General features: G+C 69.0%; 12 protein-coding genes. 4 read left to right on the top strand and 8 right to left on the bottom strand.

What is annotated here, in order from left to right:
- Positions 1 to 37 precede the first annotated feature (37 nt).
- From ACFYXH_RS25440 to ACFYXH_RS25430, 3 genes are all read right to left on the bottom strand, one after another.
- Complete coding sequence (locus ACFYXH_RS25440) at positions 38 to 1,891, bottom strand: protein kinase (RefSeq protein ID WP_389567182.1); 1,854 nt, start codon at positions 1,889 to 1,891, stop codon at positions 38 to 40.
- 308 nt (positions 1,892 to 2,199) lie between these two features.
- Positions 2,200 to 2,502 carry a hypothetical protein gene (locus ACFYXH_RS25435; protein ID WP_389567179.1) on the bottom strand — a complete coding sequence of 101 codons (303 nt, stop codon included), beginning with the start codon at positions 2,500 to 2,502 and terminating at the stop codon, positions 2,200 to 2,202.
- Positions 2,503 to 2,576: 74 nt separating this feature from the next.
- Positions 2,577 to 4,277 (bottom strand): CocE/NonD family hydrolase, encoded by a 1,701-nt coding sequence (locus ACFYXH_RS25430; protein WP_389567176.1) that lies wholly within the window; start codon positions 4,275 to 4,277, stop codon positions 2,577 to 2,579.
- A gap of 546 nt (positions 4,278 to 4,823) precedes the next feature.
- Between ACFYXH_RS25430 and ACFYXH_RS25425 the strand changes: the two genes are divergently transcribed.
- The 3 genes from ACFYXH_RS25425 (at position 4,824) to ACFYXH_RS25415 (ending at position 7,267) form a co-directional block, all read left to right on the top strand.
- The gene (locus ACFYXH_RS25425) at positions 4,824 to 5,825 is read left to right on the top strand and encodes a hypothetical protein (protein WP_389567173.1); all 1,002 of its coding nucleotides are present in this window, start codon (positions 4,824 to 4,826) and stop codon (positions 5,823 to 5,825) included.
- Positions 5,826 to 5,976: 151 nt separating this feature from the next.
- On the top strand, positions 5,977 to 6,657 hold the full coding sequence (locus tag ACFYXH_RS25420) for a class F sortase (protein WP_389567170.1): 681 nt from the start codon (positions 5,977 to 5,979) through the stop codon (positions 6,655 to 6,657).
- A 103-nt stretch (positions 6,658 to 6,760) separates the two neighbouring features.
- The gene (locus tag ACFYXH_RS25415) at positions 6,761 to 7,267 is read left to right on the top strand and encodes a SixA phosphatase family protein (RefSeq protein ID WP_389567722.1); all 507 of its coding nucleotides are present in this window, start codon (positions 6,761 to 6,763) and stop codon (positions 7,265 to 7,267) included.
- A 38-nt stretch (positions 7,268 to 7,305) separates the two neighbouring features.
- Here ACFYXH_RS25415 and ACFYXH_RS25410 read toward each other — a convergent pair whose 3' ends face one another.
- Positions 7,306 to 7,767, bottom strand: coding sequence for a MarR family winged helix-turn-helix transcriptional regulator (locus tag ACFYXH_RS25410; RefSeq protein WP_389567167.1), 462 nt, complete (start codon positions 7,765 to 7,767; stop codon positions 7,306 to 7,308).
- Positions 7,768 to 7,863: 96 nt separating this feature from the next.
- On the opposite strand from ACFYXH_RS25410, the gene ACFYXH_RS25405 reads away from it, so the two are divergent.
- Entirely contained in the window at positions 7,864 to 8,703 is an 840-nt protein-coding gene (locus tag ACFYXH_RS25405; RefSeq protein ID WP_389567165.1) for an SDR family oxidoreductase, read from the top strand.
- 36 nt (positions 8,704 to 8,739) lie between these two features.
- Here the strand turns inward: ACFYXH_RS25405 and ACFYXH_RS25400 are convergent, their stop codons facing one another.
- The 4 genes from ACFYXH_RS25400 to ACFYXH_RS25385 form a co-directional block, all read right to left on the bottom strand.
- On the bottom strand, positions 8,740 to 11,895 hold the full coding sequence (locus ACFYXH_RS25400) for a carboxyl transferase domain-containing protein (RefSeq protein WP_389567162.1): 3,156 nt from the start codon (positions 11,893 to 11,895) through the stop codon (positions 8,740 to 8,742).
- A gap of 75 nt (positions 11,896 to 11,970) precedes the next feature.
- Entirely contained in the window at positions 11,971 to 12,666 is a 696-nt protein-coding gene (locus ACFYXH_RS25395) for an HAD family hydrolase (RefSeq protein WP_389567160.1), read from the bottom strand.
- A gap of 67 nt (positions 12,667 to 12,733) precedes the next feature.
- Positions 12,734 to 13,216, bottom strand: a complete 483-nt coding sequence (locus tag ACFYXH_RS25390; RefSeq protein ID WP_327321968.1) for an Lrp/AsnC family transcriptional regulator — start codon at positions 13,214 to 13,216, stop codon at positions 12,734 to 12,736.
- A 118-nt stretch (positions 13,217 to 13,334) separates the two neighbouring features.
- Positions 13,335 to 14,558: a saccharopine dehydrogenase family protein gene (locus ACFYXH_RS25385; protein WP_389567156.1), complete on the bottom strand. Its 1,224-nt coding sequence runs from the start codon at positions 14,556 to 14,558 to the stop codon at positions 13,335 to 13,337.
- Between the last annotated feature and the right edge of the window lie 24 nt (positions 14,559 to 14,582).

Here is a 14,582-nt window from a genome sequence, read left to right as displayed (position 1 = left end):
GTAGGCGGCCGCATCGCAGGGTTGTCTGCGATGCGGTTCACGGCTTGCCCGATGAGATCCAGATCTTGATGGTGCTGCCCGGGTCGATGTGGGTACCGCTCCCCGGTTCCTGTTCGACGACTTCTCCTGCGGGCCACAGTTCGTCGGGGACGGTGTGTTCTTCCAGCTTCACATGGGCGATGGCCGCGCAAGCGCGTGCGTTGGCGGTGGTCATGTGCTCGAGGGACGGGGGGTAGGGCTGGTCGCTGGTCGCGTACGTGTCGCAGTTGGACAGCTTTCCCGTGGCGCGGGGATCTCCCCCGGTCGAGATCCATATTTTGACCGTGCTGCCCGTCGCTATCTGTTCCGATCCGGGCTCCTGCTTCGCGACCTGTCCGGCGGGCGTGAGCTTGTCCTGGATGGTCCCGGCTTCCTGCAGCTTCAGATGGGCGATGTCCGCACAGACGCGTGCCTTGGCCCGGCTCTTGCCCTTGAACCACGGGTTGGAGATCTTGCCATGGGTCTCCTCCACCTCGCAGTCGGCGAGGTCGCCCTTGGCTCGGGGATCACCGCCCGTCGATACCCAGATGGTGACGGTGTTGCCGGACTCCACCTTCCTGGTTGCCGGCTCCTGCTTCACCACGGTGCCCTTGTCGTATTTCTTCCCCGTGGTGGTTTTCTGTTCAAGCTTCACCCCGGCGATCTCGGCACACGTCTTCGCCTCCGCCGGTGACATACCGGTGAAGTCAGGGGGCGTGAACTCGTTGTCGCACAGAATGAATGCTCCGGTGGCCCGGGGATCCGGATCCCGGGTGTGTGAGATACTTGAAATCAGGTACTGCGCGACGTACGCGGCCGCGAGCCCCATACCCACGACCATGGCTACCGTCACCCAGATGAGCCTCCGCATGCCATTCGTCCGCAGTGACATGCGGGGGAGGTGCGTGGCCTGCCGGAAGGTCACGGAGATGGTGTCGGCAGTGAGGGTGGGGGGCACCTGCGAGGGCAGCTGCCGAGTGGGTGTCCCGCCGGCAGTGATCTTGCGTATGTCGTCCGCCATGGCCTGGGCGCTCGGGTACCGCCGCTCGGGGTCCTTGCTCAGGGCGCGGGCGACGACCGTGTCCACTGCCGGGGGCAGTGACGGATTGATCGAGGACGGGACCGGCGCGGGGTGCTGCACATGCTGGTAGAGCACGCTCATCGTGGACTCGCCGTCGAACGGCAGCGTGCCGGTGGCCAGTTCGAACAGCATGCAGCCGACCGAGTAGAGGTCCGACCGGGCGTCGGCGGGCTTGCCCAGCGCCTGCTCGGGGGAGAGATACTGCGGTGTGCCCAGCACGGTGCCCGTCCGGGTCATCGAGGTGGCATCCGACTGCAGGGCGCGGGCAATACCGAAGTCCATCACTTTGACGGTGCCGTCGTCGGTCACCATCACATTGGCGGGCTTGATGTCCCGGTGAATCAGCCCGCGCCCGTGGCTGCAGGCCAGCGCGTCCAGGACGGCAGCGGTCATCGTCAGTGCCATGTTCAGCGGAATCGCACCGTCCGCGGCAGCACTGTCCCGGATCAGCTCGCGCAGCGAGCGGCCCGAAACGTACTCCATGACGATGTACTGCACGACGCCTGCTTCACCCGCGTCCTCACCACTGTCGTGGACCGCCACGATATTGGCGTGACTGAGCCCGGCGACCGCCTGGGCCTCGCGGCGGAACCGCTCGCGGAAGGACGGATCACGGGCCAGTTCGGAATGCAGGGTCTTCACCGCGACGGTGCGTCCCAGCACAGAGTCGTGGGCGCGGTGCACGGATGCCATGCCGCCCTCGCCGAGCGGAGCCTGCAGAACGTAGCGTCCCTGCCCCACCGCACGGATCGGCGCCCCCGCGTACGCCTGCCCGCTTTCCCCCACGCCCATCGCCCTTGCCCTCCCCCGGCCGCGCACCCCCGCGCGGCGACGCCGAACCCGCCAAGGACCGGCCATGTCAGATGTGTTGAGCCCCGCAGCCCGGAAGTCGCACGGGTCTCCCGGGAGTTCAGCAGCAGAGGCCACATAACGCCTGTGCCACTCCGCCCGGCCGAGTGGTGGCCACCCCGTGGGCGGCCCCACCCCGGGGCGCTGGTTTGCCGGGTGCAGGCCTTCGTCAGCAGGCGCGTCCCTGACTGATGGTCATCGACGGTCCGCACACCCGTCTGTGTGTCAGAGGGTGATCATACTTCACGCAGTCAGGCGAGTTCGGTCTCCCATTCGGCGAAGGGGGGCTGCTCCTCGTAGCTGGGGTCGCAGTACCCCCGGATCCACTCGGCGGCGCGATGCTCAGCCTGGTCGTAGTTGGTCACCTTGCCCTCCTGGTCCACCTCGAGGACGTTGGTGAAGATCGTGAAGACCATCTCCAGCTCCGAGCCCACGGTGACCAGGTCCGGGCGGTAGTCGATGTCTCCCAATAGCGGGATGTCCACCGTGCCGTTGGCGAGAGTGAAGGCGAAGTGACGGATCGAGGCTCGAACATCCCTGGGAATCTTGGGCATTCGAAGATCCTGTCAGCCAAGGGCGCCTGACGGAAGTTGATTCCACGACCTGGCGCGGTCGGACGGGCCGGCGCTCAGCGCAGGGGCAGCACCAGTTCGGACGGGTCGTCCTCCGGCGAGCCGAACGACACCTTGCTGTTCAGCGGTGTGCGACCGCCGTACAGCGGGTCCTTGGTATCGAGGACCAGAGCCAGCCGGTGTCCTGCGGGCAGGTCGTAGGCGGTGGCGAAGAGCGCGATGTCGAGGGGGAAGGCCTGCCCCGGCATCCTGCCGGACCAGCTCTGCGGGGCGTGGGAGATCAGTTTCCCCACGCCGAGGGTGTTCACGTCGTAGAGATAGCCGATCACCGTGCCCTCCGGCGCGGAGGCGGTGACGGTCGTGTGCAGCTTGACGGCTCCGCGGATGTGCTGCGCGGCCGTGTACGGCGCCGACTGCCATACGGCTCCGGCCCAGCGGGGCAGCAACGGGACCACGACGACGGGAGGCAGTTCGAGGACCTGGTCGAGCAGCCCGGACAGTTCGGTGATGCCGCCGTCGGCGCCCGAGTTCGTACCGCCGACGACCGTCGTCCGCCATCCCGTCCCAGCCGTGCCGCTGCTCCCGGGCGTGCCGCCGTCGAGCGAGCCGGTGCCGAAGACGTTCGCTCTGCCGAGTTGCAGCCGCTCGGTCCGCGAACTGACGGCCTGCCAGGACGGATAGGTCTCGTGTGCGCCGCCGGGCCGTACTTCCAGCTCCACCGGCGGCCGAGGTGTGCCGCCGCTGCCCTTGAGGTGCTCGTCGAACCAGCTGAGCGCGCTCGCCCAGGTGGCATTGTCCAGCCCGAGCAGGCCGGTGACCTCCTGCGTGGCATGGTCGCCGGGGCGCAGCTCGATCCGCTTGGGGCCGGTCAGCTTCTGATAGAAGGCGGTGATCTGGCTGGAGTTGAAGATGCTCTCCCCCCATGCACTGGCGAGGAAGACGGCTGTGCCGTTGGCATTGATGCGGTCCACATAAGCGCCCGGGGACCTGGTTCGCGCCCATCTGATGACTTCGGGGGTATTGCGGTCGCCGAAAAGGTTGGCCAGCATCCGCTGGAACTCGGCGCTTTCGCGACCGGCGGGCGCCCCAACGGCGGCGAGCACGGCGGCGGCCTGCAGGTGCCGGGTCTCGCCGCTGTAGAGCGAGTCGACCAGGTCCCCCCAACCGCTCATCGCAGCCACCGCTTTGATCCGCGGGTCGGCGGCGGCTCCCATCAAGGTCAGGCCGCCGCCCAGGGAGAGACCGGTCATCCCGATCCGCTGCGGATCGGCCGGAGTCCGGGCGATGACCCAGTCGATGACCGACGAGATGTCCGCCACGTCCTTGGGCCCCGCAACGTCGACCTCGCCTCCGGAGAGCCAGAAGCCGCGGACGGTGTAGGTGACCACGACATAGCCGCTTGCGGCGAGTTTCCTGCCCTGGAGGACGTACTCGAGGTCGTTCTGCCCCCAACTGGCCGGCTGCACGATCACCGGGTATCGGCCGTGCGCGTCGGCGCCGGGTGTGCTGGGGGCGGGGGTGAACACGTTCGCCTTGAGGACGACACCGTCCTTCATCGGGATGTCGGCGAGGCGGAAGGAAGGTCCCGCCGTGGCTTGGGCTGCCGCGCGCGCCGGCCCCGGGGCCGCTGAGGTGGATACCGCCTGTGCTGCGGGTGCCGCGGCGACTGTGCCGAGGAGGGCGAGTGCCGCGGCGACGGCGGCACCGGTCGTCCGGACCCTGGCGCGGTGTCCGCCGTGGTCTTGCGTTCGTCTCACTCGTGCTCCATCTGGCTCGGACCGTTGTGCCACGGAGGCACTGCCCACCGGCGCGGTGATCGGAGCGTAGAGGTGCGGAACAGCCGCGGGGAGACGATGATCAGCCAAATTACCCACGGGTAAGGGTGGGGGCCGACGCCCGACCAGGTGCGCAGCCGTCGACGCGCGGTAGCTGAGACATTGAGTCAGCGCGGCTCCCCGTCGGAATCGGTGGATCGGCCCGCGGCTCTGTCGAGGCCGAGAACCAAGCTGAAATGAGGCGCCGGCAGCGGATGAGCGGGCCTGCGATGGGCGAAACCTCACCTCGGCGTGGCGTGCCGTCCAATGGGTGATTATCGGCCTGCACTCACTCGAAGAGCCCATGGTGTAGCTCGAATGCGGCGCTCTCCGCTGGTGCGGAGGGGAAAAGAGGCTGACGGTGAATCAAGTCGCCCCTGCGATCCGGTGACCGATGAAGTGTCGGTCTTCGCAGACGCGGCGAAAGGAATGTGCCCCATGCGCTCTGCCCGCACTCTATTCGCGTCAGCCGCTACCACTGCGGTCCTCATGATCTCCGTTCCTGCCGCGTTTGCCGTGACCTCGGCCGACGACTGGGACAAGGACAGCGGCTCGTCTTCCAGCAGCGACAGCCAGGAGAAGTCCGAGAAGGGTGACTCCGAGAAGTCTGAGAAGGGTGACTCCGAGAAGTCTGAGAAGGGCGACTCGGAGAAGTCTGAGAAGGGCGACTCGGAGAAGTCCGAGAAGGGTGACTCCGAGAAGTCCGAGAAGGGCGACTCGGAGAAGTCCGAGAAGGGTGACTCCGAGAAGTCCGAGAAGGGCGACTCGGAGAAGTCTGAGAAGGGTGATTACGACAAGTCCGAGAAGGGCGACCACGAGAAGTCCGACAAGGGCGACTACGACAAGGGCGACTACGACAAGGGCGACCACGACAAGGGCGACCACGACAAGGGTGACTACGACAAGGGTGACCACGGGAAGGGTGACAAGCCGAACGGTGGTGTCCACACCGGTGGTGGCGCTCTGGCCATGGTCGTGGCCGAGGACTGGGGGCAGGACAAGTCCGACAAGGACGACTCCGACAAGTCCGAGAAGGGTGACTCCGACAAGTCCGAGAAGGGTGACTCCGACAAGGGCGACAAGGGTGACTCCGACAAGGGCGACAAGGGCGAGAAGGGCGACTACGACAAGGGCGACAAGGGCGACCACGACAAGGGCGACTACGACAAGGGTGACCACGGGAAGGGTGACAAGCCGAACGGTGGTGTCCACACCGGTGGTGGCGCTCTGGCCATGGTCGTGGCCGAGGACTGGGGGCAGGACAAGTCCGACAAGGACGACTCCGACAAGGGCGACTCCGACAAGGGCGACTACGACAAGGGCGACCACGGGTCCTGGAAGAAGGAGAAGCCGAACGGTGGTGTCCACGCCGGTGGTGGCGCTCTGGCCATGTCCGGCAACAGCCTGGCTGCCGGCTCGGTGCTGATGCTCGTTGGTCTCGGCGCAGGGGCGTACCGGCTGCGCCGGAGTGCGTCGGGTGCTGCGGCCTGATGGGGTCGAACCACTAGTAGTTCGCTGGCTGCCGCGGCCGCCGTCCCTCCCGGGCGGTGGCCGCGGCGATTGCCCCTTCCGCTCCCCGGACTCGGACTCTTCCGTCGCCCGCCCGCGCCTTACCGGCCCCGTACGCGAAAGGCCCGCTCGCATGGCCGCCCTGCAGCCGCCCGGCACTGCCCCCGCCTCCCGTCCCTTCGGCCGCGCCCTGATGTGGCCCGCTGCGGCGGTTGGGCTGGGCTTCCTCCTTGTGTACAACTCCTTCACCAACCCGGCAGAAGTCGCTCCGCCGGCCCGCGCTGTGGCTTCGGCTCCCTCCAGGCCCGCCCCTGCCGCCCCTGCGGCCCCTGGTGCTGGTCTGGCGCTGCCCCGTTCCGCCCCGAAGCGGCTCTCGATCACGGAGATCGCAGTCGACGCGCCCTTCACGCCGCTGTCCGTCGGCCCTTCGGGACAGCTGAACGCGCCACCCGGAGACGACGACAATCTGGTCGGCTGGTTCCAGGAGGGCCCCACACCTGGCGAGCGCGGCACCTCAATCGTCGCAGGCCACGTCGACACCAAGACCGGCCCGGCCGTATTTGTGGAGCTCAGCTCCCTCAAGCCGGGAAGCACGGTCGACATCACCCGCGCAGACGACACCGTCGCCACGTTCAAGGTCGACTCCGTCGAAACCTTCAGCAAGGCGCACTTCCCCAATAAGCGGGTGTACGCCGACACCCCCTCCGCGCAGCTGCGTCTGATCACCTGCGGAGGCGAGTACGACAAGAAGGTGAAGGACTACACGGACAACGTGGTCGTATTCGCCCACCTCGACTCCAGCAAACGCGCGTGAACCGCTGTCAGGAAAACCGAGACCTCAGCCGCACAGCACGCGCAGCGGCAGGATACTGGCGGTCGGGCATGGGCCATCGACGGCGGGAGTTCTTGTGACAGCACTGCGTCGGCTGATCGTCCTGCGGCATGCCAAGTCCGCCCGGCCACCGGATATGGCGGACTTCGACCGTCCGCTCGCCGGGCGGGGCCGTAGGGACGCCTCCGCTGCCGGTCGCTGGCTGCGGGACGCCCGTTACACCCCGGACCTTGTGTTCTGCTCCACCGCTGTCCGTGCCCGAGAGACCTGGGAACTGGCGGCCGAACACCTTGAAACCCAGCCACCAGTGCAGCACGAGGCCCGCGTCTACGATGCGGAGCTCCACACGCTGCTCGCTGTCGTACGTGAAGCACCCGCATCCGTAGGCACGTTGCTGCTGGTCGGTCACAATCCTGGAGTCCAGGAGCTGGTGCTGGCACTGGCTGCCGAGGCGCTCGGCGACGCCCTGAAGCGTACCCGCGAGAAGTTCCCCACCAGCGCCATCGCCGTTCTCACCTGGCACGGCGACTGGTCCGAGCTCGCCCCCGGCGCGGCTCTGCTCACCGACATGGCTGTCCCTCGGGGGGCTTGACCGGTACGGGGAGCCGCTGGGCACTCGCAGAGCAGGCGTCAGTCGTCCTTGCCGGCCTTGAGCTTGTGCCACACCGTGCTGAGCGCTTCGAGATCCTCCGTGTCGAGGAGGTCGGTGAAGACCGGAGTCAGGCAGGAGCGTCGCGTGGCGTCGGCCTCTTCGAAAAGCTGGTGGCCCTCCGGCGTCAGGGCCACTTCGACAGAGCGCGCGTCACGCGGGGACGGGGTGCGGGTGACAAGACCACGGCTCTGGAGGGCGTCGATGACGCGGGACACCTGGCTGCGGCTGAGCATGGTGCTGTTGCCGAGTACGGAGGCCGGAACAGGATCCGGGTTCGAGGCGAGCCAGAGCATTACCTCGAACCAGGAGACCGGCAGGTCGTGGGCCTTGCTCAGGGCGCGGTCCACGCGTTCGGTCAGGACGGTTCCGGCCCAGACCAGTCCGTAGAAGGCGTGGTCGGCCACGGGCATCTCTGCCTGGGTGAGCTTCCTTTTTGCCATGGGGCCGATCCTACCTGTTGCGTGTGCACGCACAGAATGGTTATGGTGTGTGTACACGCACTGAATTGCTCAGTGTCCATGCATGAAAGGCACACCATGTCTTCCAAGGTTGTTCTCATCACCGGCACCTCCTCGGGCATCGGCCTGGCCGCCGCCGTCGCCGCCGCGCGGGCCGGCTGGCAGACCGTGGCCACCCTGCGCGACACCAGCCGCGCCGACGCGCTGCGCAAGGCGGCCGCGGACGCCGGGGTCGAGCTCGACATCCGGCAGCTCGACGTCACCGACGAGGCCTCTGTCGCCGCCGCGATCGAGGGCGTCATCAGTGACCACGGCCGCCTCGACGCCGTGATCAACAATGCGGGTGCCGGGCACCTCGGCACGCTCGAGAACGAGACGGTTGACGATGTGCGCAAGGTCATGGAGGTCAACTTCTTCGGAGTGCTTCATGTCTCCAAGGCGGCCCTGCCCCACCTTCGAGCCTCCGGTGGCCGTCTGATCACCGTCACCAGCGTCGGTGGGGTCATCGGGCAGCCGTTCAATGAGGCTTACTGCGCTGCGAAGTTCGCCGTCGAGGGCTACATGGAGAGCCTGGCGCCGGTGGCTGCCAAGCTCGGTGTGACCGTCTCCGTCGTCGAACCCGGCGCTGTGGCGACCGAGTTCGTCAGCAATATCGGTGTCGACCCGGAGGCCGCGATTGCCACGGCCGGTCCGTACGCCGATGCGCTGCGGTCCTACGTGGAACGCACCGTCTCGCAGTTCCTCAGCGGCGCACAGACCCCGGCCGAGGCTGCCGAGTCGGTACTGCAGGCGCTGACCGCGGACCGGCCCGCGTTCCGTATCCAGACGTCCGACTGGGCCCGGTCCTTCACCGGCACCAAGCTCAGCGACCTGGACGGTTCGGCGGTGCTCGGCCTCACCGGCGGCTGGGTCGGCTGACCCTGCGCGACGGACGCCGACCGCATGACGGCGTGGCTACCAGGTGTCGACGTACGGCCGCCGCGCCGCCCCGTCCGGCTCCGGCGACCAGGCGTCCAGCGCTGCCAGGATCCAGCGCCGCGAGTCCGCCGGGTCGATCACCGCGTCGATCTCCAGCGCGGCCGCCGCGTTGACCGCCTTGCCGTGCTCGTACAGCTCGGCGACGCGCGCATCGAAGGCCCGCTGCCGTTCCTCGGGATCCTCGATCGCGGCCAGCTCATTGCGGTAGCCGAGGCGTACCGCACCCTCCAGGCCCATGCCGCCGAGCTCGCCGCTCGGCCAGGCGGCGGTGGCCAGGGGAGCCCGTGTCGAGCCGCCCATCATGGCCATCGCGCCGAGTCCGTACGCCTTCCGCAGGATCAGGCAGACCAGCGGTACGCCGAGATGGGCGCCCGTCACAAAGAGCCGGGAGAAGTGGCGTACGGTCGCGGTCCGTTCCGCGTCAGGACCGACCATGAAACCGGGCGTATCGCAGAGTGAGACGACCGGTAGGCCGTGGGCGTCGCACAGCTGCAGAAAGCGGGCGGCTTTGTCGGCGGCGTCGCTGTCGATCGCGCCGCCCAGCTGCCCGGGGTTGTTGGCGATCAGGCCCATCGGACGGCCCTCGATCCGTACCAGCGCGGTGATCACGCCGGTCCCGAAACCTCGGCGCAGCTCCAGCACCGAGCCGGTGTCCGCGAGCCCCTGGACCGCCACCCGAATGTCGTACGCCCGGCGCCGGTTCTCGGGCACGGCGTGACGCAGCGCCCGCGGGTCGGGGGAGTCCCAACTGCTCTGCGGGCCCCGGAAGTACGAGAGGTACTGGCGCGCCACTCCCACCGCCTCCGCCTCGTCGGCGACCGCGATGTCCACCACGCCGTTCGGTACCTGGACGGAGAGCGGACCGACATCCTCGGGCCGGTGCAGTCCGAGCCCGCCGCCCTCGATCATCGCCGGGCCACCCATGCCGATCGTCGCCTCGGGCGTCGCGATCACCACATCGCAGCAGCCGAGCAGCGCGGCGTTGCCCGCGAAACAGCGCCCGGACACGACCCCGACCAGCGGCACCAGACCGCTGAGCCGTCCCATCTGGTGAAACGTCATGAGATCGAGCCCTGCGACGGCCGTGGTGTCCGTATCGCCTGGCCGCCCTCCGCCGCCCTCCGCGAACAGCACCACAGGAAGCCGCCGTCGCTCGGCGAGCTGCAGCATCCGGTCGGTCTTGCGGTGGTTCTGGTGCCCCTGAGTGCCCGCGAGCACCGTGTAGTCGTACGACATCGCCACGCACGGCGTCCCGTCGATCCTCCCGGTGCCGGTGACCATGCCGTCGGCGGGTGTGGCGACGATCAGGTCCTCCAGCGAGCGGCGGCGGCGCTGGGCGGCGATGGCGAGTGCCCCGAACTCCGTGAAGCTGCCCGGGTCGCAGAGCGCGTCGATGTTCTCGCGGGCTGTGCGGCGGCCGATCCGATGCCGTTTGGCCACCGCGTCGGGACGGTTCTCGTCCAGGCCGATCGCATGGCGGCGCAGCGACTCGGCGAGATCCGGGCGTACGGAGTCGAGGTCGACGCCCTCCTCGGCCGGCCCGTCATTGGCAGGCTCGCCACCGGCCGGGTCGAGCAGCACCAGCGCCTGTCCCTCCGCCACCGTGTCGCCCACCGCCGTCGGCACGGACCGTACGGTCCCGGCCGCGCCCGCCCTGACCACGTGCTCCATCTTCATCGCCTCGAGGACGAGCAACTGCTGCCCGCTCCGCACCGTGTCTCCGGGGGCGACATCGACCGCCACGACGGTGCCGCTCATCGGTGCCCCGGCAGTGCCCGCATCGGGGGCCGCCGTACCCGGGAGGTCTGCGAGCCCTTCGAGGAAGCCGGTGTCCGTGCCGCCCGCGGCGAACTCCGGATCCGCAAGTACCGCCCGGAGCAGCGGAATCCCGGTCCGCACGCCCTCGATCCCGAACTCGCCGAGCGCCCGCCCGGTCCGCTCGCACGCCGCCGCGAAACCGGCGCCCGCCGGCACCCGAGCGATCACTTTCGCAAGGAGAGGGTCGTACCGGGTGCCCGTCGTCAGCCCGGCGCGGGTCGCCGTGTCCACCCGTACGCCGGGCCCCGTCGGTACCTCGAACCGGCCCACAGTCCCGGGCTCTTCCGCGTACACCCGGGCCTGCACGGCAAAACAGCGGGGCGGTGGAGACTCGGCGAGACCGAGCGACTTCAGCGTCTCGCCCTGGGCGAGCCGCAGTTGTACGGAGACCAGATCCACGCCCGTCACCTCCTCGGTGACGGTGTGCTCCACCTGGAGCCGCGGATTGGCCTCGATGAAGTGGAACTCCTCACCGGCGAGGAGGAATTCGAAGGTCGCGAGCCCGGTGACACCCGCCTCGCGCGCCATCCGCAGAGCGGCATCCAGCAGCCGGTCCCGCAGCTGCGGGGGCAGCGCGGGCGCCGGAGCGATCTCGATCAGCTTCTGGTGGCGGCGCTGGGCGCTGCAGTCCCGCTCCCACAGATGGGTCACCGCCCCGGTGGTGTCACCGAGGACCTGCACCTCGATATGGCGGGCGCCCTCCAGCAGCCGCTCGGCGTACAACTCGCCCCGCCCGAAGGACTGCAGTGCTTCCGACCGGCAGCGCTCCCAGGCATCCGCAAGATCGTCGACGGCGTGCACGGCCCGCATTCCGCGCCCGCCGCCCCCGCCTACGGCCTTCACCATCACCGCCGCGCCGGGACCCAGCTCCGCGAGGAACTCCCGCGCCTCCTCCAGACCGGTCGCCCCCTGCGTTCCCGCGAGCACCGGCACACCGACCCGCTCGGCGAGGACCCGTGCCCGCGCCTTGTCGCCGAAGAGTGCCAGCACCTCGGGCGATGGCCCGACAAAGCCGATCCCCGCCGCCGCGCAGCGCGCGGCGAAACCGGCGTCCTCGCTGAGGAATCCGTATCCGGGGTGCAGCAGGCCGCACTGTGCACGCCGCGCCGCAGCCAGCACCGCTCCGCCGTCCAGATATGCGGCAGGTCCCGATCCGGGCAACGGCACTGCCTCGTCGGCCAGTTGGACATGCGGTGATCCCGCGTCGTCCTCGGCGTACACGGCCGCGGTCCGCATTCCGGCCTCGGCGGCGGCGCGCAGCACCCGTACGGCGATCTCCCCGCGATTGGCGACGAGTACGGCGGCAGAACCCATGAGTTCCTCCAGAGAAGGCGGCGCCGCCATGCTCATCGGCCGATTCCACCGGCGCAAGGTCCCCGACGTCCAAGATCAGACAGAGGGAGCCTGCGGAACGAGCCAGTCGTAGGCGGCCTGCGCCGTGAACTCGCTCTGTCCGCCCGCGAAGAGCAGCCCCGCGGACTGGAACGCCGGGTCGTCGGCCGTCGCCGGGACATAGGGGACGGCGATGCAGCGCATACCTGCGGCGTGCGCCGCAGCCGCACCCGGCGCGGCGTCCTCCAGCACCACACAGTCGGCAGGACCGGCGCCGAGACGGCGCGCGGCCTCCAGGAAGACATCGGGCTCGGGCTTGCCCTGTGCGACCTCCTCGGCGGAGACGACCGTGGGGATGAATGCGTCGAGACCGGTGCCGGCGAGCACCGCCTCGATGGCGGCGCGGGACGAGCCGGATGCCACCGCCATCGGCACCCCCTCCGTGTGGAGCCGCTCCACGAACTTCCACATCTCCGGGAAGACGTCCGTCGAAGCGCGCGCCAGCTCCAGATAGTGGCGGTTCTTCGCGGCGAGCAGCTCCTCGACCGGCACCTCGATCCCGTACTCCCCACGCAGGATCTCCAGCGTCTCCCGCGTCCCGATCCCGATGAACCGGGTGTGGTGCTCCCAGCTGAAGTCCGCCACGCCGTGCTGGGCGAGCAGTCGGCGCCCCGCCTCGTAGTAGTTCGGTTCGCTGTCCACCAGTGTGCCGTCGAGATCGAAGATGACCGAAGTGGTGCGCGAAGTGCTCATGCGCACCAGCATGCCAAGACTCGGTTCGACCGTGCCAAGCCGGTGCTCGTCCTTGCCGAGCCGATGCTCAGCGCGACGTGCCGGCGGCCCGGCCCACCGACTCGACCAGCGGCAGCAGCCGGTGCGGCACGCGCTCGCGCAGTGCCATCTCGGTGCGCGTACGCACCACGCCCGGCAGCTGGATCAGCCGCTGGATGACGTCCTCGAGATGCCCGTTGTCCCGCGCGGCGACGCGCGTGAGCAGATCACCGCCGCCGGTGATCGAGAACGCCTCGATGATCTCGGGCACGGCCGCGAGCGCGTCGCCGACCTCGTCCAGATGCCCCTGCGTGACCTCGATATGGACGAAGGCGAGCACCGGATGCCCAAGGGCGGCGGGGGAGAGGTACGGACCCGTGCCGGTGATCACGCCGTCCCGTTCCAGCCTGTCGATCCTGGCCTGCAGGGTGCCGCGCGCGATGCCGAGGATCCGGGCGTACTCACGCACGCTGGTGCGCGGCTGTTCGATCAGCAGCCGCAGGATGCGGGTGTCGAGTGTGTCCACCGTCATGCGCCCGTCGGCCTCCCTCCGGCCCGAGCTCCGCCCTGGACAGCGCCAATGGCCCAGTCTATCGCGATCGAGTTGAGCCACTGGGTGCGGTGAGGCGTTCCTCTGCGGAGAGGGCAAGTCACTGCTCGCGCATGCCCCACGGTGAGCCGTACGCGGTCAGCAGGTCCAGGAAAGGCCGGGCGGGGAGGGCTTCGGGGCCGAGGACGCCACTTCCGGACCAGGTGTCGGCGGCGATCAGTTCCAGGGCCACGACGGGGTTGATGGCGGTCTGCCATACGACGGCCTGGCAGCCGTACTCACGCATGGACCACTGATTGTCGACCACGTGGTACAGGTAGACCTCGCGCGGGCGGCCGTCTTTGGTTCCCTTGACCCAGGTGCCCGCGCAGGTCTTGCCGTGCATGCGCTCCCCGAGGGCCGCCGGGTCCGGCAGACAGGCGGCGACCATGTCCCGCGGGGAGACGTGGACCGTGCCCGATCCGTCCGCCGCGGGCACCGGCACCGGATCGGTGCGGTCGAGGCCCAGCAGATGCAGCGTCTGCAGCGTACGGATGAAGTCCTCGCCGAGGCCGTACTTGAAGGTGACGCGTCCCGCGTCCACCCAGCGTGGGACCAGCAGGACCTCCTCGTGCTCGACGTTGACGCACTCGACGGGGCCGATCCCCTCGGGGAAGTCGAAGACCTCGGGCTCGCTGAAGGGGGCGGTGGTGAACCAGCCGCGGTCGGCCTCGTAGACGACGGGTGCATTGAGGCATTCCTCGATGGTGGTCCAGATGCTGAACGAGGGTGCGAAGTCATAGCCGTCGACCGTGAGGTTCGCTCCGTCACGGATGCCGATCTCCTCGATCTCGTCGAAGAGTTCCTCGGCGGCGTGGCGGGCGAAGACATCGGACAGGCCCGGCTCGACACCGATGCCGACCAGGGCGAGCAGTCCGGCCTTCTCCCAGTCCGCGGCCCGTTCGAACTGGGTGTCGCCGAGCTTGACGCCAGTCAGTTCGTAAGGGCGCTCCGGGTGCGGGCGGGACAGCGACATCGCCATGTCCAGGTAGTGCGCCCCGGCGGCCAGGGCCGCCTGGAACAGCGGCATGACGAAGCGGGGGTCGGTGGCATTGAGCAGGACGTCGCAGCGCTGCCGGTGCAGCAAGGAGGTGACGGCCGCCTCGTCGCTCGCGTCGATCCGTTCGGCGCTGAAGCGGCCGTCCGGTTCCAGGGCCGCGACCGCGGCCTGGGCGCGGGAGAGGTCGTAGTCGGCAACGACCATGTGGTCGAAGAAGGATCGGCGGGCGGCGATCCGGGTAATGGCGGTGCCGACGCCGCCGGCTCCCACGAGAAGAACACGCATGGCCAAACTCCGTTTCCCAGACAC

The sequence above is a fragment of the Streptomyces sp. NPDC002730 genome, from assembly GCF_042888805.1.
Classification (GTDB): domain Bacteria; phylum Actinomycetota; class Actinomycetes; order Streptomycetales; family Streptomycetaceae; genus Streptomyces.
The sequence above is the reverse complement of the archived record's forward strand: the minus strand, read 5'-3'. Positions and strand labels throughout refer to the sequence as shown.

What these genes read in the sequence shown, in the direction of transcription:
- ACFYXH_RS25400 (WP_389567162.1), bottom strand. Translation starts at nt 11,895, where the DNA reads ATGGGTTCTGCCGCCGTACTCGTCGCCAATCGCGGGGAGATCGCCGTA.
- ACFYXH_RS25420 (WP_389567170.1), top strand. Translation starts at nt 5,977, where the DNA reads ATGGCCGCCCTGCAGCCGCCCGGCACTGCCCCCGCCTCCCGTCCCTTC.
- ACFYXH_RS25405 (WP_389567165.1), top strand. Translation starts at nt 7,864, where the DNA reads ATGTCTTCCAAGGTTGTTCTCATCACCGGCACCTCCTCGGGCATCGGC.
- ACFYXH_RS25395 (WP_389567160.1), bottom strand. Translation starts at nt 12,666, where the DNA reads ATGAGCACTTCGCGCACCACTTCGGTCATCTTCGATCTCGACGGCACA.
- ACFYXH_RS25385 (WP_389567156.1), bottom strand. Translation starts at nt 14,558, where the DNA reads ATGCGTGTTCTTCTCGTGGGAGCCGGCGGCGTCGGCACCGCCATTACC.
- ACFYXH_RS25440 (WP_389567182.1), bottom strand. Translation starts at nt 1,891, where the DNA reads ATGGGCGTGGGGGAAAGCGGGCAGGCGTACGCGGGGGCGCCGATCCGT.
- ACFYXH_RS25425 (WP_389567173.1), top strand. Translation starts at nt 4,824, where the DNA reads ATGATCTCCGTTCCTGCCGCGTTTGCCGTGACCTCGGCCGACGACTGG.
- ACFYXH_RS25410 (WP_389567167.1), bottom strand. Translation starts at nt 7,767, where the DNA reads ATGGCAAAAAGGAAGCTCACCCAGGCAGAGATGCCCGTGGCCGACCAC.
- ACFYXH_RS25435 (WP_389567179.1), bottom strand. Translation starts at nt 2,502, where the DNA reads ATGCCCAAGATTCCCAGGGATGTTCGAGCCTCGATCCGTCACTTCGCC.
- ACFYXH_RS25390 (WP_327321968.1), bottom strand. Translation starts at nt 13,216, where the DNA reads ATGACGGTGGACACACTCGACACCCGCATCCTGCGGCTGCTGATCGAA.